We start from the raw sequence: 20,406 nt of genomic DNA, 5'->3' as shown, positions 1-20,406 counted from the left end.
CGACCGACGGCACTGCTGATGAACTCTCCCGAGTCCCCTGCAACTTCGCCTGCCACGTCCGCGTCCCTCATCAAACGGCATCCCGTGGCCGCCTTCGTGGCCATTGCCATCACGCTCTCCTGGGCCGCCCAGATAGGTTCCATCCTGCTGATCGGGAACATTCTGCCCGGGATCCTTGCCGAATTGCTGATCCTGCTGGGAACGGCCGTCCTTGTCACCGGCTCCGCGAGCGGACGGCCCGCCGTGCGTGAGCTCTTTCGCCGGGCGTTCCGCTGGCGAGTGGCACCGGGCTGGTATGTGGCGGCGCTGCTGGCCGTTCCCGCACTCAACATGGTTATTGCCGCGGCCACCGTAACCTTCCACCCGCCTGCCGAGGGCTGGGCTCCGCTGCTGGGCAGTTATCTGCTGAACACCGTGGTCACGGGCGCCCTCATGGGCCTGGCGTACCTGGGGACGGGCCACAGCCTGCTGATCGTGGGGCTGTTGCACGGGTCCTTCAACGCCTCCGCGGAGGCAAAGCTGGACGTGTTCGACGGCGGCCGGCAGCAGATTGCCGCGGTGATCGTGCTGCTCGGCGGCGTCGCGGCGGCGCGCATCCTCCGGAGTCCCCGCCGCGCCGGCCAGCAACCCCTCCCCGACCTGCGCGAACGAACACATCAGCACCCCGCGGAGGCGGCCGGGACGAGCCCTGCGGAGGAGACCGGCCATGGCTCACCACCTGCCGGCTGACGGCCACGGCCGCGTGCCGCCGCGCCAGCCACCTCAGCGGCCCAGCCGCGCCGCGCGCCGCGCCCGGCGGGCCCCGCCTGACTGGTCGCTCTGGCGGAGGTGGCGCAACCCGCGCGCGTGGACGGCCCGGCAGAAGCTCTCGCTGTTCTTCGGGCTGGCCTTTGCCATTTCGTGGTGGGTGTGGCCGCTGACACTGCTCAATCCGGACAGCTCGCCCATGGTCCCCTTCGGGCCCGCGCTGGCGGCGCTCGTGGTGGCATCCCTGTCCGGCGGCAAGGAGGGCCTGCTCCGGCTGGTGCGGCAGCTCTCCCGCTGGCGCGTCCCTGTCCGCTGGTATGTGGTGACACTCGCGTTGCCGTGCCTGATGGTCCTGGCTTCGGCCGCCCTCACGGTTGCCGGCGGCGCCCCCGCACCGGGACTGGGCCCGAACCCAGGCTGGTTCATGCTGATCGGCACGTTCGCCTCGACCCTGGTGATCGTGGGCCTGTTCGAGGAGCTCGGCTGGCGCGGCTACGCCCTGCCCCTGCTCCAGCAGAACCACACCGCGCTCGCCGCCTCCCTTCTCCTCGGCGTCGTGTGGGCGCTGTGGCACCTGCCGGAGCTCGTGTCGGACCCCACCGGACAGCGGCCGCCGGTTCCGTTCCTGCTCATGGTGATCGCCCAATCCGTGCTGCTGGCCTGGATCTACAACAGCACGAGTTCCACGCGAAGCGCCCTGGATCCCGTCACCGGGGAGCATCCCTGGCCCGGGGCCGGAAGCGTGCCACTTTGCATGCTGTTCCATGCCTCGTTCAACACCTCCGGAGCCCTTCTTTTCCCGGCGCTGGCCGGCCCGCATTACCTCACGCTGTGGTGGACCCTGGCCCTGCTCCACGTACTGGCCGCGCTCGTGGCCATTGCCTACGCGGGACCCTTCAGACTGGCACGCACCCTTGACACGAAGGCCCCCGATGGGATTACCTAATGAACATTCGGTAAATAAAGCTGGAGGCAATGACGCGTGGCTGAAACGACAATTCCCGGTATGACCCATCCCATCCTCGAGAACGACTATGCCTCGGAGTGGATGGGGATCGAGGTCCTTGCCCTCGGCGACGGCCACGCGACCATCCGCATGACCCTGCGGCAGGAGATGCTCAACGGCTTCGGCATGGCCCACGGCGGAATGATCTTCGCCTTCGCTGACTCCGCCTTCGCCCTCGCCTGCAACCCGGCCACCCCGGGCCCAGGCACCACCGGCACCGGCACCGGCAGCAACGGCAGCGGCACCGGCACCGGCACCGGCACCGGCACCGGCACGGACAGCATCACTGTTGCCTCCGGCGTCGACATCAATTTCCTCAAGCCGGCCTTCCAGGGCCAGGTGATTACCGCCGTCGCCGACCGCCGCTCGAGCGCTGGCCGCAGCGGCCTGTACGACATCCAAATCTTCGCCGCCGACCCCGGCACCCAACTGCCGGGCGAGCTCATAGCCGAGTTCCGCGGGCGCAGCCGCACCATCCCCAAGAAGTAGGAACCCATCATGACCCTCCACGCCACTGAACCCAACGCCGCTTCCGCCACGGCCGCGCACGCCACCGACGCCGTGCTGGACCCCGAAGAGACCATGTCCCGGGACGAGATCGAAGCGCTCCAGCTCAGCCGCTTGCAGCACACCGTGGCCTACGCCTACGACCGCGTGCCGCTGTACAAGCGCAAGTTCGACGACGCCGGCATCCACCCCACGGACCTCCGCGAACTGTCCGACCTCGGCAACTTCCCCTTCACCACCAAGGACGATCTCCGCCAGGAGTACCCGTTCGGAATGTTCGCCGTGCCGCAGAGCGAAATAGCCCGCGTGCACGCCAGCTCGGGCACCACGGGCCGGCCCACCGTCGTCGGCTACACCACGAAGGACCTGGCGGACTGGGCCAAACTCGTGGCCCGCTGCCTCCGCGCCTCGGGTGTCCGGCCCGGCATGAAGGTCCACAACGCCTACGGCTACGGCCTCTTCACCGGCGGACTCGGCGCGCATGCCGGCGCCGAAGCCCTGGGCTGCACTGTCATTCCGATGTCCGGCGGGCAGACCGAACGCCAGATCCAGCTCATCCAGGACTTCGAGCCGGACGTCATCCTGGCCACACCCACCTACCTGCTCACCATCGCCGACGCCATGGCGCACATGGGCATCGACCCCACGTCCACGTCGCTGAAGTACGCCGTGCTCGGCGCCGAACCGTGGACCCAGGAAATGCGGCACGAGCTTGAAGTCACCATGAACATCAAGGCCTGCGACATCTACGGCCTGTCCGAGGTGATGGGCCCGGGCGTGGCCGGCGAATGCGTGGAGACGCAGGACGGCAGCCACATCTGGGAGGACCACTTCCGGCCGGAAATCATCGATCCGTTCAACCCAGCTCCCGGCAAGGAGAACGTCCTGGGCGACGGCGAGCACGGCGAACTCGTGTTCACCTCGCTCACCAAGGAAGCCCTGCCGATCATCCGGTATCGCACCAAGGACCTCACCCGCCTGCTCCCCGGCACGGCGCGTCCGGCCCACCGCCGGATGGGCCGCATCACCGGCCGCAGCGACGACATGATCATCCTCCGCGGCGTGAACCTGTTCCCGTCGCAGATCGAGGAAATCGCCCTGCGCATCCCCGAGCTCAGCCCACACTTCCAGCTCGAACTCACGCGCCCCGAAGGCCAGCGGATGGACCAGCTGACGGTGAAGATCGAGCGCCGCGACAACGTCACCGCCGAGGCAAGTTCGACGGCGGCGCGCGCCCTGCGCGAGCAGATCAAGATCCACGTGGGTTCTTCGTGCACGGTGGACGTGGTGGATCCGGGCTCGCTTGAGCGTTCCAACGGCAAGCTGCGCCGCATTTACGACCTGCGGCCGAAGGCCTAAGTCCGTGCCGCGCGCGGCCGTCCGTGGCTGGCCCCGGCCGGCCACGGACGTGTCCGCGCCGGACGTCCCCGCGCAGGCTGGCAGAACGTGCCTGCGCGCGTTGACCGAACGTTCATGAGAAAATAGCCGGTATGCCCAGCACAGCAGCCAATACAGCAGCACCAACGAAGCGCGGCCGCCCCGGATACGACCAGCAATCCGTGCTGCTGATCGCCGTCGACGTCTTTAACCGCCACGGCTACGATGCCACATCCATGGGCATCCTCGCCGAGAACCTGGGCATCTCGAAGTCCGCGATATACCACCACGTGCCGTCCAAGGGCGACCTCCTGAAGCTCGCCCTGGACCACGCGCTGGGCGGCCTCGAAGCCATCCTGGAGCAGCCGGGCGCCACGTCCGGTGCCGCCGACGCGCGCCTGGAGTTCGTGCTGCGCCAGACCATCGCCGTCCTGGTGGAGCGGCTGCCGTTCGTCACGCTGCTGCTGCGGCTGCGCGGCAACACGGACATCGAGCGCACGGCCATGGAACGCCGCCGTGCCTTCGACCACAAGGTGGCTGGACTGATTTCCGCTGCCCGGGACGAAGGGTCGCTCCGGCAGGACATCGACCCCCGCACCGTCACCCGCCTGCTGTTCGGCACCATCAACTCGATCGTCGAGTGGTACAAGCCCGGCGGCTCGCTCTCCCCGGAAAAGCTCGCCGACGACGTCATCACCATCGCGTTCGACGGCCTCCACGCCAAGGCCTGACGCCGCGCCACGAATTGGCCGTTGACGCCGGCTCGCTGCCGCGCCCACGCTAATTCCATGGCCACCAAAGTATCCGAACTCCTGCTCGGCGCGTTTCCGGACCTCCGCTACGAACCCACCGCCAAAAGGGTCCGGGCAGGCCTCGACGGAAGTCCCGTCGTCGACACCCAAAGAGCCCTCCTCGTGTGGGAGCCGAAACGGGTCACCCCGGTGTACGCCGTCCCGGAGGAGGACCTCCTGGCCAGACTCGAGCCCACCGCCCACAACGGAAACGGCGACGGCCGGGGCACGGACGAGCTGCCCATCCGGCTCACGGCCGACGGCCCGCCCGCGTTCGATCCGCGGACCGGCTTCCGGCGGCACACCACCCCGGGCGAGGAACTGGACGTCCTGGCCGCGGCCTTCGCCGCGCCGCACGCGGCGTTCCGCCCGGATGACCCCGATCTGGACGGCTACGTGATCCTGGACTTCGGCGCATTCCACTGGCTGGAGGACCACGAGGAAATCATCGGCCACCCCCGCGATCCGTTCCACCGTGTGGATATCCGCTCCACGCTGCGGCGCGTGGCGGTCATGCTCGACGGCGTGATGCTGGCCGACACCGTTGGGGCCCAGCTGCTGTACGAAACGCTGCTCCCGGTCCGCTACTACATCCCGCCCGCAGACGTCCGGCTGGACCTGCTGGAGGCCACCAAGCACCGCACCGTTTGCCCCTACAAGGGCGAGGCGAGGTACTGGAGCTTCCCGGAATCGGCCCGGGGCAAGAACATCGCATGGGCTTACGATTCCCGGTACGTGGATGCTCAGCAGATCCACGGCCTGGTCTGTTTCTTCAACGAGCGCGCCGACATTTTGGTGGACGGCGAGCCGCAGGGGCACCCGGTCACGCCCTGGTCATAAGAACCGAACCCTCCCCCACGGCGTGGGGAAGGGTTCGGGTGAGGGATGCCGGAGGTCCGGATCAGAGCTGGTATTCAGCCTGCGTGCCGAGCCTCTCGTGGACGCACAGAATGTTGTTCTCTGTGTCCATGAACCAGGCGCACTTTTCGGCGTCGGTTGTACAAATGTGGTTCTCGGTCTTGAGATCCGGGCGGTCATAGTCCTGGAACCGGACGCCCCTGGACTCCATGTCCTGGACGGTCCGCTCGATGTCGCTGACCTCGAAACTCAACGTGGTGTGCTCAGAGTGCCTGCCGTCCCTGACAGGCATGAGCTGCAGCATGGGTCCGCCTTCGCTGCCGAACAATTCGCTTCCGTCGTCTGCCACGCCACGGTGAGGGAGTCCAAGTGTTTCCGCGTAAAAACGACGGGCGCGCTCTTTGTCATCCACGGGCAGGACAGTTGTGGCTGTGTTTAGTACTAGGGTCATGTCGCCACCTCCTACGGAGCACATTTTACGCCCGGCGGCCCGCGAAAGATCAGCCCAAATTTGTTCCCTGGGCACCGTTCAAGCACCCCCGCCCGCCGCCCAACTAAGTAGCAGCAGAAGCCGTTTTCAGGGCTCAGAACGACGCGTGCTGCGACCTAGTTGGGGGAATCGGTTGGCTTACTTCTCCACGAGGGTCAGGACGTCGTAGGTGGCCACGATCTCGTCGTTCTGGTTGGTCAGCACGGCGTCCCAGGCCACCTCGCCGTACTCGTCGGTTTCGCGCGGCGTGATCTTCTTGGCCGTGAGCGTGACCCGGATGGAGTCACCTGCCGCCACCGGCGTGATGAAGCGCAGGTTCTCCAGGCCGTAGTTGGCCAGGACGGGGCCCGGGGCCGGCTCCACGAAGAGCCCCGCGGCCCAGCTCAGCAGCAGGTAGCCGTGCGCCACGATGCCAGGGAAGAACGGGTTGGCTTCCGCGGCTTCCTGGTTGGTGTGGGCGTAGAACGTGTCGCCCGTGGAGTTGGCGAACGCCGTGATGTCCTCCAGCGAAACCTGGCGCAGCTCGGAGCGGACGGCGTCGCCGATGCGCAGGGTCTCCAGGGACTTCCGGAACGGGTGCGTGCCCTCCGTCTCCACGGTGAAGTTGCGGTCCGCCCCGGTGTGCCACACGCCGGTCACTGCGGTCAGCATGTTCGGCGAGCCCTGGATGGCCGTGCGCTGCATGTGGTGCATGACCGAGCGGATGCCGCCCAGCTCCTCGCCGCCGCCGGCCCGGCCCGGCCCGCCGTGGACCAGGTGCGGCACCGGGGACCCGTGGCCGGTGGAGCTGCGGGCGTCTTCGCGGTTGAGCATCAGGACGCGGCCGTGGTGCGCCGCGATGCCCGTGACGAGCTCCTGCGCGACGCCGGGATCGTTGGTGCAGACCGAGGCCACGAGCGAGCCGCCGCCGCGGGCGGCGAGGCGGACGGCGTCGGGAATGTCCTTGTACCCGATCACGGAGGACACCGGGCCGAACGCCTCCAGCGAGTGGACCTGCTCGGTCTCCGCGTCAGCCCAGCTCAGCACAACCGGGGACATGAAGGCGCCGCCGTCGACGACGCCCGTTGCGCCGTCCGCGCTGGTGACCGACGGCGAATCAAGGGATCCGTACGCCAGCTCGCCGCCGGCGTCGAGCATGGACTGCACTGCGGCGCGGACGTCGGCAAGCTGCTCCACCGAGGCGAGCGCGCCCATGGTGACGCCCTCGGCGCGGGGGTCCCCGAGCACCACGCGCTGCTCAACCCGGGCCCCGATGGCGGAAATGACGGCGGGCACCAGGTCCTGCGGCACGATGGCACGGCGGATCGAGGTGCACTTCTGGCCTGCCTTGACGGTCATCTCCGTGACCACGGACTTGATGAAGGCGTCGAACTCCGGGGTGCCTTCGACGGCGTCCGGGCCGAGGATGGCGGCGTTGAGCGAGTCGGTCTCTGAGGTGAAGCGCACGCCGCCCTGCACCACGTTGCGGTGCGATTTGAGCGACTGCGCCGTGGACGCCGAGCCTGTGAAGGCCACGAGGTCGCGGTAGTCCAGCACGTCCAGCAGCCCGCGGACGGAGCCGGAGATGAGCTGCAGCGAACCCTTGGGCAGGATGTTGGACTCGATGATCGCCTTCACCACGGCCGCCGCGACGTAGCCCGTGGGGGTGGCGGGCTTGACGATGGTGGGGACGCCGGCGATGAACGCGGGCGCGAGCTTCTCCAGCATGCCCCAGACCGGGAAGTTGAAGGCGTTGATCTGCACGGCGACGCCCGGGATGCGGGTGTAGATGTGCTCGCCGGCGAACGAGCCGTCCTTGGACAGCACCTCCATGGGCCCGTCCACCACAACCTGCGAGTTGGGGAGCTCGCGCCGGCCCTTGGAGCCGAAGGTGAACAGCACGCCGATGCCGCCGTCGATGTCGATCATCGAGTCGATCTTGGTGGCGCCGGTCTGCGCGGAGAACGCGTAGAAGTGCTCGCGGCGGGCGTTCAGGTACTGCGCGAGCTCCTTGAGCTTCAGGGCGCGCTGGTGGAACGTCAGCTTGCCGAGTTCCGTCTGGCCGGTGGTGCGGCCGTACTCCACGACGGCGGCCAGGTCCAGGCCTTCGCTGCTCACCTTTGCCAGGATCTCCCCGGTGCTCGCGTCGCGCACGGGAACAGCGGAAGCCGCCGAACCGGCGTCGGGGGTCCACCAGGAGTCCTGCACAAAACTGGGCACGGTCTCGACGGTGTCCAGGGAGGGCTTGGGAGCGGTAGCGGTTGTGGTCATCGTTGACGGGTCCTTCCAACGCGGAACAAACAAATCCGGGCAATCCGGCAATCCGGTCAGCGCATTACTGACCGTCCGTTCGGTAATATGTCTACAGTACATGAATGTGCCGTGCTGCACACTAGGAGCTGAGCACACCGGCCTGGCCACCTGCCGCGCTCCCACACCGTTCTGAGGAGACACCCATGACGCCCGAGCGCCGCGACGCCGAGCTGACCAAGCAGCCCGATACCCCCGAGCTGTGGAAGATCACCCTGGGCGAACTCGACGAGAAAATGGGCGTGAAGATCCTCGAGGAATCCGTTGAGCGCGTGGTGGCCACCATGCCCGTGGAAGGGAACCGGCAGTCGTTCGGCCTGCTGCACGGCGGCGCTTCCCTGGCGGTGGGCGAGGCCGTGGGGTCGTGGGCGGCCGTGATCCATGCCAGCACGCTGGGAAAGACGGCAGTGGGCGTGGACGTCTCAGCCACCCACCACAGGTCGGCGCGCAGCGGCCTCATCACCATCACGGCCACCCCCATCCACCTGGGCGGGACGCTCACCACCCATGAGGTGCTGATCACCAACGACGCCGGCCAGCGGCTGTGCACCCTCCGGATCACCAACCTGCTGCTGGCCCGGAAGGCCTAAGCCGCCGCGGTTCCTTGATCCGCGCGGTTTCGGCTTTTCGCTGGGTTCCGCGATTCACGCGGATAGGCTGAACGCGTGACTGAGCTTGGCGACCTGGCCCCGACCCTGATTGCGGTTGCCCTCCTGATGGCGGTGACGGCCGCCGTCCTCGCGGGCACCCGGGTGCCGCATGCCGCCGCGCCGGCCTTCGCCATCCTCCGCGGAGCGGCGCAGCTCGCCGCGGTCAGCCTGATCCTTGGAGCCGTGATTGCCAGCGAGGGCTGGGTGGCCTTGGCGCTCGCGGTCATGTTTGGTGTGGCGGCCATGACGGCGGCGCGCCGCCTGGGTTGGGGCTGGGGGCACCTGGCGATGGTGGCCGGTTCCATGGCTGCCGGCATCGCTGTTTCCCTGGTCATCGTTTTTGCCGCAGGTTCAATCGACTTCACGCCGCGCTATGCGCTGGCGGTGGGCGGCATAGTAGTCGGAAACTCTATGGCCATCGCGGCTCTGTCCGGCCGCAGGTTCAACGAGGCGGTCATCGAGCGGTGGGACGAGGTCGAGGGCTGGCTGGCCCTGGGCGCCACTCCCCGGCAGGCCACGCGCGACATGGCCCGCGGCGCCGTGTACTCGGCGCTCATCCCGTCGATTGACCAGACCAAGACCACCGGGCTGGTCACGCTGCCGGGGGCGTTCGTCGGCGCCATTTTCGGCGGGCTTTCGCCCTTGGAAGCGGGGCGTTTCCAGATCGTGGTGCTGGCCTCCATCATGGCGGCCGGGTCGGTGACCGCCATGATGCTCATCAGCCTGCTGGCCCCGGTCCGCGTGCGGCCCGGCCGGCTGTTGTGAGGCCGCTTCGAATGCGGCTGCCCGGGCATCTTGGATGGGTCAACGCGCACCGTTGACTTTGCCCCCGGAGGCTTTGTACGCTGACACATCCGGATAGATGGCAGGCAGAGGCCGGCCCTCCATCCGGCCGCGTCTTCACCATAGGCCGCCGCTCGGATCACATTCCCGCGGAGGCTGATTCCGGACCGCGGCCAGCGACGGTGCTGCGCCGAAGTCCGCATTGTCCTCATCACCGCAGGTGCAATCATGAGCCCTAATTCCACGAAGGCCGCGGTGCTGGCGGTTGTCCTTTTGGTGGGCGGCCTGCTGGCAGGCGTGTCCACGTTTGCCTCGTCGACCGCGGGAACCCACTACTATCTCAGCGCGGTGGGCAGCGACACCAACTCCGGGACGTCCGCCGAGTCGCCGTGGCAGTCTCTGGCGAAAGTATCTGAATCCGCCCTGAGGCCCGGCGATTCCGTCAGCTTCCGCCGGGGTGACGAGTGGATCGGCACCGTGGTGCTGGACCACAGCGGTACGGCGGCCTCAGCGATCACGCTCAACAGCTACGGAACAGGGAACCTGCCGACCGTCACCGGGGGCGAGGGCGGGAACTGCTTCCGGCTCAGCGGCAACTTCATCGTGGTGGACGGATTGCGGGCCACGTCCTGCGGCTACGCGGGCTTCAGCGTTGACGGCGACAATAACACCGTCAGGAATTCCGAGGCCTCCGGCAACACCGCGGGCATCAAAGTGGGCGACGGTTCCGACTTCGGCAACTACACGGGCAACGTCCTGACCGACAACAACGTCATGAATGCGAACACCCCGGGTACCAACTGCGGATCGCCCCAGGCTGCGAACTGCAGCGACGATTCAGGTGCATTCGGCGTGCTCATCAACGGCAACGACAACGAGTTCTCCGGCAACACCGTCACCGGTTCCAGCGCCTTTTCCTACGACTTCGGCCGCGACGGCGGCGCCTTTGAGATCTACAACGGCAGCCGCAACAGAATCCACCACAATACATCGATCGACAACAACGTGTTCTCGGAAATTGGCCGCTCGAACGGAACCGCTGACGGCAATGTGTTCCGCTACAACCTCGTGCGCGCGTCCTGCGGCGCGAACTGCGCCGAGGCCTCGGGACTGATTGTTCGCGGGCCCGGTTCGCAGTTCGGCCCGACCAACAACACGACGTTTGAATTCAACACGGTCTGGCTGAACGGCCCCAATTCCCGGGCTGTGGTCTGTCACGCAACGTGCCCGGCGTCGACCGTGATCAGGGGTAACATCCTGGTCGCTGTGGCCAACGCCCTGTGGCTGGACGGTTCCGGCTGGACCGAGCAGGCCAACGTCGTCAACGGGCCAAGCAACGTCTTCCTGGACCCAACATCCACCACCGCTCCCGCGCTGTTCGTGAACGCCCCCACGAACCTGCACCTGACCAGCGGCAGCCCGGCCATCGACCGGGTCGGCAGCAGCCCGTTCGGGGTGGACCTGGACCGGCTCCAGGTGCCGCAGAACGGCCATTGCACCGGGACCGGCAAGGCCGACGCCGGCGCCTACGAGTACGATTCACCGAACTGCTAGTACCCCGCCGGACCGGCACAGCAGGGCGCCGGGCACTTCATTTTGGGACCTTCCGCGCGCCCCGGCACCGGAAGATAATCAAGGTAACTGCTCTTTGCGCCATGGAGGTGGTGGATCGTGTCGGTATATACCTTGGGAATCTGGCTCATCAAACCGGGCCATGAGGACGATTTCGTGAAGGCGTGGCAGGACATGGCCGCACGAACGCAGACGGATTTCCCGGAAGCCAAAGGGGTTCTGATGCACGACCGGGACGTGCCTAACCGTTTCATCAGTACAGGGCCGTGGGAATCGGTGGACCAAATCGAACGGTGGCGGGCATCGGCGGCGTTCACTGAAGGTCTCCAGTCGATCCGCGAAATAGTTGAACACTTTGAGCCTCACACACTGGATGAGGCTGCCACGATCGGCATGGCCGCGAAATAGCCCGCCGGGCGTCGGCTGAGCAGCGGCTACAACCAGTTAACGCCTGCCGCGGCGCCTGAGAGCCACCAATAGCGCGCCGCCGAGCACGAGCGCGGCACCGGCGACCCCGCCAGCAACCAGCAGGTCGGACGCGCCCGTGTCTGCCAGCGTCGCCGTGCCGGCGCCGTCCCCGATGGCGATGTCCGCGAGCCTGTCCGGCAGCGCCGCGACAACGGACGGTTCGGCTGCCGGGGTGAGGACGGCGGGCTGGTCCCCGTGCGCCGCTGCAGGCCGGGACGGGACAGCGGGCTGGCCCGCGGCGGGCGGATTCGACCGCGTGCCCGGCTTTGGCGGGGCGGGTGTGGGAACCGTGCTGAAGCTGCTCAGGACGGACCGGCTGAAGCCGTTGATGGCCTGTGCCGTGAACTGCGTGGCTGACGCCGGCGCGGTGAAGGACCAGTTGCCGCCGGCGTCCACCGCCACGTCAAACGGTTCGCTGCCAGGCAGGGTGATCCGGACCTGTGTTCCCGCCGGCACATCCGCCGCCGGCGCCGCGGCAAGCCTGCCCGCGATGCGCTGCCCCGCCACAACCGGCCCGGCCGGCAGGGGCGCCGTAAGTACGGGTTTGTTCAAAAAGAGCCTGAGCTGCACACCCGGCAGGACGGCGAGCGACTGCTCCAGGGTTGCCGCAACGGCGAAGTTCTCTACCGACGACCTCGCGTTGCCGGCCGAATGCGTCCCCACCGCGTAGTTTCCACTGATCCAGGGACCGCCCGAATCGCCGCCGCTGGACTGCACGGAGGTGGACAGGAACCCACGGAAAGACCGGAGGTCATCGGGATCTCCTGAGCTTCCGCCGACTACGTAGATCCCCACCTCATCCACGGTTCCGCACGACCAGCCCTCGGTGCGCCCCGAGCGGCATACGGCCTGGCCTTCGAGCGGAGCCGCTGTGCCGACGATCGGGACGGAGCCGGCGCCAAGATCTGCGGGATTCTGCCACTTGGTGGCAGCCGGGAGCAGGTCCAGATCGGAGCGGATGGACTCAATGACCGCGATGTCGGTACCTGGCGCCCCCGGGTTGGCGGGATCCGTGATCCGTGCGTTTCCCGGCCCGCCGAACTGGCTGAAGCCGAACGTCCCAAGCTCTCCGGTGACCCCGCTTTCCGCCAGGAATCCGCCGGCCGGATCGCCGGCGGGCAGGGTGACCTCGGCCAGCTTTGCGGCGCCGTCGTCCGCGCAGTGCCCCGCGGTTAGCACCAGGGGCTTGCCGTCTGGGCTGAAGGCGCTGAATCCTGCGGAGCAGACAATCCGGCCGTCGATCCGGTACCCCTGGCCGCCGAGGAAGTCCTCTTCGCTGGCGATGGGATCAGCCTTTTCCAGCACCACGTTGGCGTATCGGGCTACGAAATCCGACGGCGACATGTGGGGCTCACCGGGCTGGCCGGCCGGCGCGGGCTCGGCGGCGGATGCCGGATCCCCGGCCGCTGCGGAGGACCTGTCTCGTGCTGCGGCGACGGGGTCAGCTCCGGGCGGAGCCCCAGCGGCGGCGGTATCGGTTGCTGCACCGGTCTCGGGCGCATTCTGGCCGCCCGTGCGGATGATGAATTTGCCGTCCGCGGCGGCCACTGCCTGAAGACCGGCTGCCCCGACATCGCGCACATACGCCTGGTAGAGCTGGTCCGTGCTGGTGGCCTGGAGCGACTTTGCCGGGTCAGTCCCCTGCGCCGGAGCAGGCTGGGGCGTCGCTGCCTGCCCGGAAGCGGCCGGCCCGGGAATGTCTTGGGTAGGAGCGCCCTGGGCAGCCGGGGCCTGGGCAGAAGAGCCCTGGCCGACCGGGGTCCTTGCGGGTAATTCCGCCGGTGTGTTCACGGGCCGCGTTGGTTCCAGTGCGGTAGCCCCGAGATTTGTGCCCGGCGGGACGAGCACAAACTCGTTCCGGCCGGCAGCATCGGCTGCGTTGAGGGCGCCAATCGCCTTGTTGATTGCGGGGCCGGCGCCTTCGACGAGGATTTTTCCCTGGCGCAGGCGCACCGACACGAATCCCGGAAGCTCGCGGAGGGCGGCCATGGCGTCGGCCGCGTGCTTGCCCTGGGCGCCTGCGGCGTCGAATTCCGCCACCGTCATGCCCAGATCCCGCTGAACGGCTTCAGCGAGACCTTCTTCGGCAATATTTCCGGCCGCAACCCGGGCGTCAGGGGCGGCCGGGTCAGCGGCGCCAGTGGCCCCGGAATCCCCGGATGCCCGCGACTCCCCGGACGCCGGGGACGATACGGGCTGAAGGGCAGAACCCCCGGTGACTGCCGGCGTCGTGCTTTCCGCAGCGGAAGCCGGTACGGAAGCGAAAACAGCACCGAGCGCCAAGGCTCCTGCCGCCCCCAGGGCAAGCGCGCGCCGGGCTGCGGCGCTGTACGCGGAAGAAGTCACAGGGCCACCCTAGCGCCGAGGGCGGACAAAACCGCTGCCAGCTCCGGCTCGGAGACGCCATTCCGCAACAGGAACTGCCGGGTGTTGAGCTCCCGCACGAAGTCCAGGACCACAGCGCCGCGGCGCTCGAGGAGCGGCGCGAACGTTTCCTCATCGAGGTACCGTTCGTGCGGGTGCGGTGGCCACAGCGTCCGGTGGCGCTCGTTGATGGCCCGCATCGCGGCCTGGTAGCCGGCCACGATGTCGTGATCACTGGCGCCGGCCAGATCCTGCAGCATGGCCGCGATCATGCCGCTGCGGTCCCGTCCGGCCGAACAGTGGATCACCACTCCGCCGGACGCAGCGGCCACGGCCTTGAACACAGCTGCCAGTTTGTCGGGGAAGATCCGGGCGTTGGCGGCATAGTGGGCGGGGTCGTTCAGGTACGGATCGCAGAGGGCTTGGAACTCGCAGTGGTCCGGATCCTCGGTGGGCGTGAAGACGACATCGAATGCGTCGAGCGCGTCGCCCACGTCGGGATCGGTGTGACGGGGCTGCCGTTCGGCGGCATTGCGCAGATCGATGATGGTGCGGACACCGTCGTCGTAGGCCTCTTTCCAGCCGGCCCGCGTGACCCATTCGCGCCGCCCCATCCGGTAAACGGAGCCTGCGACGCGCCGGGCGTTCACCGCCCCGTCCCAGCCCACGGGTGCCTGATCCTTCGCATTCACGGTGCCAGCTAACCACACCCGGCGCCGCGACAGTACGGGGCGGGTCCGAGTAGTTCACGTCCAGGCAATCCAAAAGCGAGTACACGTTCTCGGATCATGGCCGCCCTTCCGGGCGTACCCTTGGGCAATGAGCGCCGCACCGCGCCGTCAGATTCCATGCCTGCCGTTCGGCGGGCATTCGTCATCGCTTGCCGATTTCTCCGCAGCATTTCCTGCGCCTGTGTCCATGGTTTTCCCTGAATGAGGGGGTTTCATTGTGTTAACCAAAAAACTGCTTCGGCGTCGTGCCGCCCGTTTTACCGGCGTCCTCGCCGCTCTGGCGCTCACGGCAGGCTTTGCCGCCGCTCCAGCCACTGCTGATCCGCAGCCGATCTATATCGGGCTGGGCGACTCGTACGCGGCCGGAACGGGCGGCGGGGCATACCTGCCAAACTCGTTTCCCGCTCCCACCGACTGCCGCCAGACAGCCTCGGCCTACTCCACTCAGCTGCATGGCTTCAACTGGGGCTGTTTTGGGTACACCACAGAGGGTGTCTCCGCGGTGGTGAACGGTGCCTCACTCGATCCGGCCTCGGCACCGTACTTGGCGAATGCGTCGGTCATCACCGTGACGGTTGGCGGAAACGACATCGACACCGGAGCAGTGGCGGCCAACTGTGTCCCGTCCACGGCCACCGCCGGGTGCAAGGCAGCGCTGTTCAATTCGCTGGCCGTGAAGCTTCCCAGGCTGCCCGCAAAGATCAAGGCCATGGTGGCGCTGATCAAACAGAAGGCCCCCCGCGCCAAGGTGGTGCTCACCGGCTACCCCCGGCTGTTCACCGTCAGCGACCTCATGCCCGCTGAACAGAAGGCCGCGGCAAAAACCATGAACTCCGCGGCTGACCTGCTGAATGCGACCATCGCCCTCTCGGCGCTGGCGACCAGAACAAAGTACGTCAGCGTCACCAACCAGTTCGTCAACCACGGAGTGGGATCGGCCAGCCCGTGGATTGTGGGGCTTCAGCCGCAATGCCAGCTCAGTGCCACCTGCCCGCCGGGCGAACAGCCGCTGGACACGTTCCACCCAACCGCCACCGGCTACACCAGCGGTTACAGGGCTGCCGTGGCCGCGGCCTTGGCGCCCTAGTCCTGGCGTTTTCTGCCGCGAATGCTGAAGCCCCTGCCGGACTACCGCTGCTTGGCAAGCCTGAATTCAAGGCCATTCCGGACCATGGGCCACTCGTGCTCGAGGATCGAGAACACCACGGTGTCCCGGAGCACGCCGTCCGCGGTCCGGGAATGGCTGCGGAGCACGCCATCCTGCTTGGCCCCCAGCCTTGCGATTGCCTCGCGGGACTGGTGGTTCAGCCAGTGCGTGCGGAATTCGACGGCGGGGCAACCCAGGGTTTCAAAGGCATGACGCAGGAGCAGCAGCTTGGAATCCGGGTTGCTGCCGCTGCAATGCGATGACGCCGCATTCCAGGTTGACCCGATCTCAACGCGGGGCGTGGCAGCGTCGATGTTCATGTACGTGGTCATGCCGATCACCCTGCCGGGACCGCCGGTGACCGGATCCACCAGCCGGGTGGTGAACGGCAGCATCGAGCCCTGCGCCTGGAGCGCCAGCCGGCGGTCGATCTCGGCCGCCATCTGCTGGGGTGCGGGCACGGACGTGTACCAAAGCTTCCAGAGGTCGCCGTCCCGGGCGGCGTCCACGAGTCCATCATGGTGGCTGTGGTCCAGCGGCTCGAGCGTGACATATGTGCCGGTCAGGGTGATTGGTTGGATCGCGTTCACCGCACCATCCTAGAGGCCGCTCGCCGCCGGTTGAGCCGCCAGTTGTAGGATTCCCCTACCGACGGACACCAAGGAGCCGATCCATGACCCACGAGCCCACCCCCGTGACGCATGCCCTGGCGGCCTACGCCGCCGCCGTCCACGCCAAGGACGTGGAGGCATTCACCGCGCTGTACGCCGACGACGTCCACGTCTTCGATTCGTGGGGGCAGTGGCAGTACAGCGGCATAGGCGAATGGCGCGAGATGGCGGCCGGGTGGTTCGGCTCGCTGGGCGACGAGCGCGTCGAGGTCGAGTTTCATGACGTGCGGTCCTCCATCGGGGCGGACATCGCGTTCGGTCATGCGGCAGTGACCTTCACCGGCGTCTCGGCCCAGGGCGAGCGCCAGCGGTCAATGACGAACCGGCTCACGCTCAACCTTGCGAAGCAGGACGGCGCGTGGAAGATCGTCCACGAGCACTCCTCGCTGCCGATCGACATGGAATCCGGGAAGGGCATTTTTTCGCGCTAGCCGGGCGGCAGGGCGGCACCCGCTCGCGGCACCCGCTCGCGGCACCCGCTCGAGCGCGCCTCACCGGCAACCCAGCGTTTCCGCTAGCCCCAGCGCTCACAGTAGCTGTCCCAGCAATCGTCCGCGGCTTCGAGGAACCGCCGCCTGCCCGTCCGTTCGCCGATGATGGGGAACCCGTCGAGACCGGGCAACGGCCCACTGCCCGGGTCGGACGCGATCACGGCAACCGCCACCCAGACCGGAGGAGCCAGCACGCGCGCGAACACCAGCGCGAGTCCGTACTTCACGCCCGGAAGCTGGTTCTTCCACGTAAGGAAGCGGAACCCCGACACGGCAGACCCCGGCGTGTGTCCCTTCGCGTGCATCGCCCAGAAAATCAGCAGAAGCGCCACCCATGAAGCCGCGGCCACCAGCATGGCTCCCTGCCCATACCGCTCAGCTCCGAGCGTCACCGCGAGCACAGGCACGGTCCAGAAAACGGCGGCATCGATCAGGCCGGCAACCAGCTGCGAGGGCCAGGACACGGGATTGCTCTTGGACTCCGGCATCCCCTGATTCTAGGGGCGCTGAGCCTTCCTCAACGGCATGCGACTCACCCGCTCAGTCGGCCCAGTCGAAGAAGCCCTTGCCCGTCTTCCGGCCCAGTTCGCCGCGTGCCACCTTGTCCTTGAGGATCTGCGGCGGCGCGAAGCGCTCCCCCAGCGTCGAGTGCAGGTATTCCGCGATGCCGAGCCGCACATCCAGGCCCACGATGTCGGTGGTCCTGAGCGGGCCGGTGGGGTGCTTGTAGCCAAGGACCATGGCGGCATCGATGTCCGCCGCGGATGCCACGCCCTCCTCCACCATCCGCATGGCCTCCAGCGCAATCGCCACGCCCAGGCGTGAGGAAGCAAACCCCGGAGCATCATTGACGACGACGGCGGTCTTGCCCAGCGCTTCGGTCCAGGCTTTCGCCGCACTCGCCAGAGCGGGCGACGTCTCCTTGGCCAGCACCACTTCGATCAGGGTTGACGCCGGCACCGGGTTGAAGAAGTGCAGCCCCACGAAGTTGGCGGGCCGCTGCAGCTGGGCCGCGAGATCCGTCACCGACAGCGAAGACGTGTTGGAGGCCAGGACTGCCTCGTGCCCCAGCTGCTCCTCCACAGCCTTGAGCGCGCTGACCTTCAGCTCGAAGTCCTCCGGAACCGCCTCCACCACCAGGCCGCAGCCGGCAAAGGACGTGTAGTCGGTCGAGGTGCTGAACCGGGACAGGACGTCGTCCGCGGACCCCTCGAGAACGCCGCGGGCGGCGGACTTCGCCACGGCTTCGGCCACACGCGTGCGGGCGCCGGCGGCAGCGTCGTCGTCGCGCTCCACCACCACCACGTTGGCGCCCTTGATAAGGAAGGCGTGGGCGATGCCTGCGCCCATCCGGCCGCCGCCGAGAACTCCGACGTGCTGGGGAATGGCGGTCATGGCTTGGTCCTGTCTGTGCTGTCTGCTTCTGAGGTTTTGCCCGGGGCCTTCGTGCCCGAAGCTTTCTTGTCCAGGAACGCCTGCATGCGGTCGAACTTGGCCTGCGATTCGAAGAGGATGCCCTGCGCCAGCTGGTCGATCAGCGGGTGGGCTTCCGCGGGCGCGTGGAAGACGGACTTGGTGATCCGCACGGCCAGCGGATCCTGCCGGGCGATGCGGTCCGCGAGCTGGTGTGCTCCGTCCATGAGCACCGGAGCCTCGTGGATCTCGGTGATCAGGTTGACCCTCAGCGCCTCTTCCGCCCGCAGGACGCGTCCCGCCAGGAGAATCTCCTTGGCCACCGGCTCCCCCACGAGCTCCTTCAGCCGCCAGCTGGCTCCGGCGGCGGCCAGGATTCCGAGGCCGGTTTCGGGATTGCCGATCCGCACGCTCGGCGTGCCGATCCTGAAGTCGGCCGCATAGGCCAGCTCAGCCCCGCCGCCCAGGCAGTAGCCGTCCAGCGCCGCGATCACGGGCATGGGGAGCTTGGCAATGCGGACGAAGATCGTGGAGTTGATGCCGGCCAGGGCGTCGTCACGGCGCCGCTCGCGGAGCTGGGCGATGTCCGCGCCGGAGGCAAACACACCCTCCACTCCGGCGATGATGAGCACCTTGGGATTCTGCTCCAGCGCGGCACACACGGCGTGCAACTCGTCCACCATCTGCTGGTCGATCGCGTTGCGGACTTCAGGGCGGTTCAGGAGCACCACCACGCGGTCGTCGCGCTCCTCCACCAGCAGCGTGCTGAAATCCAAGGTGCTCAAGTGTCCGTTCGCGGTGTCCGGGCCGGCCATCAGACACGCTCCAGCAGCATGGCCGTGCCCTGGCCCACGCCGATGCACATGGTGGCCAGGCCGATCCGCGCGTCTTCGCGCTCCATCCGGCCCAGCAGGGTGATGGCGATCCTCGACCCGCTGGAACCCAGCGGATGCCCCAGGGCGATGGCCCCGCCGTCGTTGTTCACGATGTCCGGGTCCAGGCCCAGCCGCCGCATGCTGGCCAGCGACTGCGTGGCGAAGGCTTCGTTAAGTTCGACGGCGCCAAGGTCACCGACGCTGAGTCCGCTTCGCTTGAGCACCTTCTGGGTGGCCGGAACCGGTCCGATGCCCATGATTTCGGGTTCGCAGCCGGCGGAGGCGCCGTCGATGATCCGGGCCCGCGGCGTGAGGCCGAGCCTTTGGATGGCTGCCTCGGAGGCCACGATGATGGCGGAGGCGCCGTCGTTGAGCGTGGAGGAGTTGCCTGCCGTGACGACGGAGCCGCCGGGAACCACCGGCCGGAGACCGGCAAGCACGTCCATGGTGGTGCCGGCGCGGGGGCCCTCGTCCGTGTCCACCACGGTCTCGGCTTTCCGGGTTTTGACCGTCACCGGGACGATCTCGTCCCTGAAGCGTCCCGCCGCGATGGCTGCGAGGGACTTTTCGTGCGACCGGACGGCGAAGGCGTCCGCGTCCTCGCGGGAGATGCCGTCCACCCGGCCCACTTCCTCAGCGGTTTCCGGCATGGAGAAAGTCATCTTGCCGTCCCGCGACAGCTCGCCCTTTTTGAACAGCGGGTTCACGAAGCGCCAGCCGATGGAGGTGTCGAAGATTTCCCCCGGCTTCGCGAAGGCAGCCTGCGGCTTTTCCTGGACCCACGGCGCGCGGCTCATGGATTCGACGCCGCCGGCCACCACGATGTCCGCGGCGCCGGACTTGATCATCTGGCTGGCCATGATGATGGCGCTCAGCCCGGAAGCGCACAGCCGGTTCACGGTAATGCCCGGGATGTGGAGGGGCAGCCCGGCAAGGATGGTGGCCATCCGCGCCACGTTGCGGTTCTCCTCGCCGGCGCCGTTGGCGTTGCCGAGGATCACTTCGTCGATGGCGTCCGGGTCGACTCCGCCCCGGGCCACAGCCTCGCGGACCACCAGCGCGGCCAGGTCATCCGGGCGGACCGCCGAAAGCGCACCGCCGTATCGCCCTACCGGGGTGCGGGCACCGCCAACCAGAAAAGCCTCGACCATGAGAACATCCTTTTCGCAGGGAGCT

Annotated in this window: 21 protein-coding genes; 12 read left to right on the top strand and 9 right to left on the bottom strand. The window is 67.7% G+C overall.

Annotated features, from left to right (window positions below):
• Nucleotides 1-18: 18 nt before the first annotated feature.
• The 6 genes from ABFP37_RS12775 to ABFP37_RS12750 all read left to right on the top strand — a co-directional run bounded on the left by ABFP37_RS12775 (nt 19) and on the right by ABFP37_RS12750 (nt 5,268).
• Nucleotides 19-729 (top strand): hypothetical protein, encoded by a 711-nt coding sequence (locus ABFP37_RS12775; RefSeq protein ID WP_347033789.1) that lies wholly within the window; start codon nt 19-21, stop codon nt 727-729.
• On the top strand, nt 707-1,693 hold the full coding sequence (locus ABFP37_RS12770) for a CPBP family intramembrane glutamic endopeptidase (RefSeq protein WP_347033788.1): 987 nt from the start codon (nt 707-709) through the stop codon (nt 1,691-1,693). Before ABFP37_RS12775 ends, ABFP37_RS12770 begins: the two co-directional genes overlap by 23 nt.
• 60 nt (nt 1,694-1,753) lie before the next feature.
• Nucleotides 1,754-2,242, top strand: a complete 489-nt coding sequence (locus tag ABFP37_RS12765) for a hotdog fold thioesterase (RefSeq protein ID WP_347033787.1) — start codon at nt 1,754-1,756, stop codon at nt 2,240-2,242.
• A gap of 9 nt (nt 2,243-2,251) precedes the next feature.
• Entirely contained in the window at nt 2,252-3,619 is a 1,368-nt protein-coding gene (gene paaK, locus ABFP37_RS12760; RefSeq protein WP_078027556.1) for a phenylacetate--CoA ligase PaaK, read from the top strand.
• A 131-nt stretch (nt 3,620-3,750) separates the two neighbouring features.
• On the top strand, nt 3,751-4,368 hold the full coding sequence (locus tag ABFP37_RS12755) for a TetR/AcrR family transcriptional regulator (RefSeq protein ID WP_078027557.1): 618 nt from the start codon (nt 3,751-3,753) through the stop codon (nt 4,366-4,368).
• A 57-nt stretch (nt 4,369-4,425) separates the two neighbouring features.
• Nucleotides 4,426-5,268 carry a DUF427 domain-containing protein gene (locus tag ABFP37_RS12750; protein WP_347033786.1) on the top strand — a complete coding sequence of 281 codons (843 nt, stop codon included), beginning with the start codon at nt 4,426-4,428 and terminating at the stop codon, nt 5,266-5,268.
• Nucleotides 5,269-5,329: 61 nt separating this feature from the next.
• Here the strand turns inward: ABFP37_RS12750 and ABFP37_RS12745 are convergent, their stop codons facing one another.
• On the bottom strand, nt 5,330-5,737 hold the full coding sequence (locus ABFP37_RS12745) for a VOC family protein (protein WP_078027559.1): 408 nt from the start codon (nt 5,735-5,737) through the stop codon (nt 5,330-5,332).
• Between the two features lie 177 nt (nt 5,738-5,914).
• Nucleotides 5,915-8,026, bottom strand: coding sequence for a phenylacetic acid degradation bifunctional protein PaaZ (gene paaZ / locus ABFP37_RS12740; RefSeq protein ID WP_347033785.1), 2,112 nt, complete (start codon nt 8,024-8,026; stop codon nt 5,915-5,917).
• Between the two features lie 185 nt (nt 8,027-8,211).
• Between paaZ and ABFP37_RS12735 the strand changes: the two genes are divergently transcribed.
• From ABFP37_RS12735 to ABFP37_RS12720, 4 genes are all read left to right on the top strand, one after another.
• A complete protein-coding gene (locus ABFP37_RS12735) occupies nt 8,212-8,655 on the top strand; it encodes a PaaI family thioesterase (protein ID WP_347033784.1) in 444 nt (147 codons plus the stop codon).
• 75 nt (nt 8,656-8,730) lie between these two features.
• Nucleotides 8,731-9,480 (top strand): ABC transporter permease, encoded by a 750-nt coding sequence (locus tag ABFP37_RS12730; protein WP_347033783.1) that lies wholly within the window; start codon nt 8,731-8,733, stop codon nt 9,478-9,480.
• A 246-nt stretch (nt 9,481-9,726) separates the two neighbouring features.
• Entirely contained in the window at nt 9,727-11,052 is a 1,326-nt protein-coding gene (locus ABFP37_RS12725; protein WP_078027563.1) for a hypothetical protein, read from the top strand.
• A 117-nt stretch (nt 11,053-11,169) separates the two neighbouring features.
• Complete coding sequence (locus ABFP37_RS12720; protein WP_078027564.1) at nt 11,170-11,478, top strand: antibiotic biosynthesis monooxygenase; 309 nt, start codon at nt 11,170-11,172, stop codon at nt 11,476-11,478.
• A gap of 36 nt (nt 11,479-11,514) precedes the next feature.
• Here ABFP37_RS12720 and ABFP37_RS12715 read toward each other — a convergent pair whose 3' ends face one another.
• Nucleotides 11,515-13,884 carry a trypsin-like serine protease gene (locus ABFP37_RS12715; protein ID WP_347033782.1) on the bottom strand — a complete coding sequence of 790 codons (2,370 nt, stop codon included), beginning with the start codon at nt 13,882-13,884 and terminating at the stop codon, nt 11,515-11,517.
• Nucleotides 13,881-14,594 carry a tyrosine-protein phosphatase gene (locus tag ABFP37_RS12710; protein ID WP_347033781.1) on the bottom strand — a complete coding sequence of 238 codons (714 nt, stop codon included), beginning with the start codon at nt 14,592-14,594 and terminating at the stop codon, nt 13,881-13,883. Before ABFP37_RS12710 ends, ABFP37_RS12715 begins: the two co-directional genes overlap by 4 nt.
• Nucleotides 14,595-14,850: 256 nt before the next feature.
• On the opposite strand from ABFP37_RS12710, the gene ABFP37_RS12705 reads away from it, so the two are divergent.
• Nucleotides 14,851-15,720 (top strand): GDSL-type esterase/lipase family protein, encoded by an 870-nt coding sequence (locus tag ABFP37_RS12705; protein ID WP_347033780.1) that lies wholly within the window; start codon nt 14,851-14,853, stop codon nt 15,718-15,720.
• A gap of 41 nt (nt 15,721-15,761) precedes the next feature.
• Here ABFP37_RS12705 and ABFP37_RS12700 read toward each other — a convergent pair whose 3' ends face one another.
• The gene (locus ABFP37_RS12700; protein WP_347033779.1) at nt 15,762-16,370 is read right to left on the bottom strand and encodes a GNAT family protein; all 609 of its coding nucleotides are present in this window, start codon (nt 16,368-16,370) and stop codon (nt 15,762-15,764) included.
• A gap of 83 nt (nt 16,371-16,453) precedes the next feature.
• Here ABFP37_RS12700 and ABFP37_RS12695 point away from each other — a divergent pair, with 83 nt between their 5' ends.
• Nucleotides 16,454-16,882 carry an SgcJ/EcaC family oxidoreductase gene (locus tag ABFP37_RS12695; RefSeq protein WP_078027568.1) on the top strand — a complete coding sequence of 143 codons (429 nt, stop codon included), beginning with the start codon at nt 16,454-16,456 and terminating at the stop codon, nt 16,880-16,882.
• An 83-nt stretch (nt 16,883-16,965) separates the two neighbouring features.
• Here the strand turns inward: ABFP37_RS12695 and ABFP37_RS12690 are convergent, their stop codons facing one another.
• The 4 genes from ABFP37_RS12690 to ABFP37_RS12675 are packed head-to-tail and all read right to left on the bottom strand — an operon-like array spanning nt 16,966 to nt 20,381.
• Nucleotides 16,966-17,430: a hypothetical protein gene (locus ABFP37_RS12690; RefSeq protein ID WP_078027569.1), complete on the bottom strand. Its 465-nt coding sequence runs from the start codon at nt 17,428-17,430 to the stop codon at nt 16,966-16,968.
• A gap of 52 nt (nt 17,431-17,482) precedes the next feature.
• Nucleotides 17,483-18,337, bottom strand: a complete 855-nt coding sequence (locus ABFP37_RS12685; protein ID WP_078027570.1) for a 3-hydroxyacyl-CoA dehydrogenase family protein — start codon at nt 18,335-18,337, stop codon at nt 17,483-17,485.
• A complete protein-coding gene (locus ABFP37_RS12680; protein WP_347033778.1) occupies nt 18,334-19,140 on the bottom strand; it encodes an enoyl-CoA hydratase/isomerase family protein in 807 nt (268 codons plus the stop codon). The genes ABFP37_RS12685 and ABFP37_RS12680 overlap by 4 nt, the downstream gene beginning before the upstream one ends.
• Nucleotides 19,141-19,169: 29 nt before the next feature.
• The gene (locus ABFP37_RS12675) at nt 19,170-20,381 is read right to left on the bottom strand and encodes an acetyl-CoA C-acyltransferase (protein WP_078027572.1); all 1,212 of its coding nucleotides are present in this window, start codon (nt 20,379-20,381) and stop codon (nt 19,170-19,172) included.
• Between the last annotated feature and the right edge of the window lie 25 nt (nt 20,382-20,406).

Source organism: Burkholderia sp. RS01 (assembly GCF_039748055.1).
Lineage (GTDB): Bacteria > Actinomycetota > Actinomycetes > Actinomycetales > Micrococcaceae > Arthrobacter.
This window is presented reverse-complemented; position numbering and strand designations above follow the sequence as displayed.